Genomic DNA, 1,211 nt, shown 5'->3' with positions numbered 1-1,211 from the left:
TGGTGGTGCACACGCTGGCCCAGGGCGGTGTAGAGCGGTCCGAGTGCGCTGTCGCCGGCCCTGTCATGCGCTGCGGCCAGGACACGACCCAGCCGGCGAGAGACCTCCATGTGGTGCCGTTGCTGCTCGGGAACATCTGCGCCCTCGTTGAGCACTGCCAAACTCATCTGCCGCCAATCAATCTCGATGTCGCGGCGCTTCGCGGTGTTGAGCAACCACCGCGAGGCGGCCCAGGCGAACGGGCATGCCGGGTCGAAGTAGAACGTCACTGCGCTCATAGATACTCCTTCAGGTCGCGGGCTGTTGGACGTGTTGGCTCACTTGGAGGCTGCGGCTTCCAATGCGGCGATGGCGGCCGAGAGTTTGGCGGACGTATCGGTGGCCACCGGCGCAAGTTCGGCTTCCCCGGAGACCTCGACCATCAGGTCGGGATTCATCGCTTCGATGATCGAGTTCGATGGATTGGTGGGGTCGGTGCGGACCACGACATTGCAGGGCAACAGCAGACCGATCTGGCGATTGACTCCCAGTGCGCGATGGGCCAAAGGTGGATTACAAGCACCGAGGATCAGGTAGTTTTCCATGTCCACATCGAGCTTTGTTTTCAGGGTGTCTTTGACGTTGATCTCGGTGAGGATCCCAAAACCCTGGTCGGCCAGTGCGGCGCGGGTTCGTGCGACTGCCTCGTCGAACGGGAGGCTGAGAACGGTGGAGATGGACAGTGCCATAATAGTTTTCCTTCCGGGTGGGTGTACGTGGTCGGATCTAGCGGAGTTCGGTGCGGCGCGGTAGCCCCAGGCGGTGCATCAGCAGGCTGGCCGGGCACCAGCCAACGGCAGCGAAGAGCAGCAGGTTCACCGCTACGAAGGCGGTCAGCAGCAGCCACCAGGTCGACAAGCCAGTAGCCAGGGCCAGGCTCACGAGAATCATGAATCCTGCCAGAAGTGGCACTGCTCGGTCGACCGTCCACCTAGTGGAAGTTGTTCGAGTGTTCATCGGGTAGAGGCCTTTCTGGTGGGTGCTTAGTGGGAAAACGAGATCGCGGGCAGGACCTTTCGGAGCCAGGTCGGTGACCACCATGCTGCCCGCCCGGTCAGGCGTAGCAGAGCCGGTAGGAGCATCAGCCTGATCAGGACTGCGTCGAGCAGAACGGCAACACCGAGGATGATGCCCATCTCTTTGGGCGGCAACGGGTCCGCCAGTGCGAAGGT

At 62.2% G+C, this 1,211-nt stretch carries 4 protein-coding genes; all 4 read right to left on the bottom strand.

Annotation, left to right across the window (positions count from 1 at the left end; translation table 11 throughout):
* A partial coding sequence (locus ACVWY6_RS24645) for a DsbA family protein (protein WP_457541564.1) occupies nt 1–278 on the bottom strand: 278 nt, incomplete at its 3' end.
* Between the two features lie 39 nt (nt 279–317).
* A complete protein-coding gene (locus ACVWY6_RS24640; RefSeq protein ID WP_457541562.1) occupies nt 318–728 on the bottom strand; it encodes a DUF302 domain-containing protein in 411 nt (136 codons plus the stop codon).
* Between the two features lie 37 nt (nt 729–765).
* Nucleotides 766–996: a YgaP family membrane protein gene (locus ACVWY6_RS24635; RefSeq protein WP_457541560.1), complete on the bottom strand. Its 231-nt coding sequence runs from the start codon at nt 994–996 to the stop codon at nt 766–768.
* Nucleotides 997–1,022: 26 nt separating this feature from the next.
* Nucleotides 1,023–1,211: MMPL family transporter (locus ACVWY6_RS24630; protein WP_457541558.1), on the bottom strand; the 189-nt coding region annotated here is incomplete at its 5' end.

The organism is Williamsia sp. R60, from assembly GCF_054063855.1.
The sequence above is the reverse complement of the archived record's forward strand: the minus strand, read 5'-3'. Positions and strand labels throughout refer to the sequence as shown.

Coding starts and splice junctions, on each gene's coding strand:
- ACVWY6_RS24640 (WP_457541562.1), bottom strand. CDS start 728: ATGGCACTGTCCATCTCCACCGTTCTCAGCCTCCCGTTCGACGAGGCA.
- ACVWY6_RS24635 (WP_457541560.1), bottom strand. CDS start 996: ATGAACACTCGAACAACTTCCACTAGGTGGACGGTCGACCGAGCAGTG.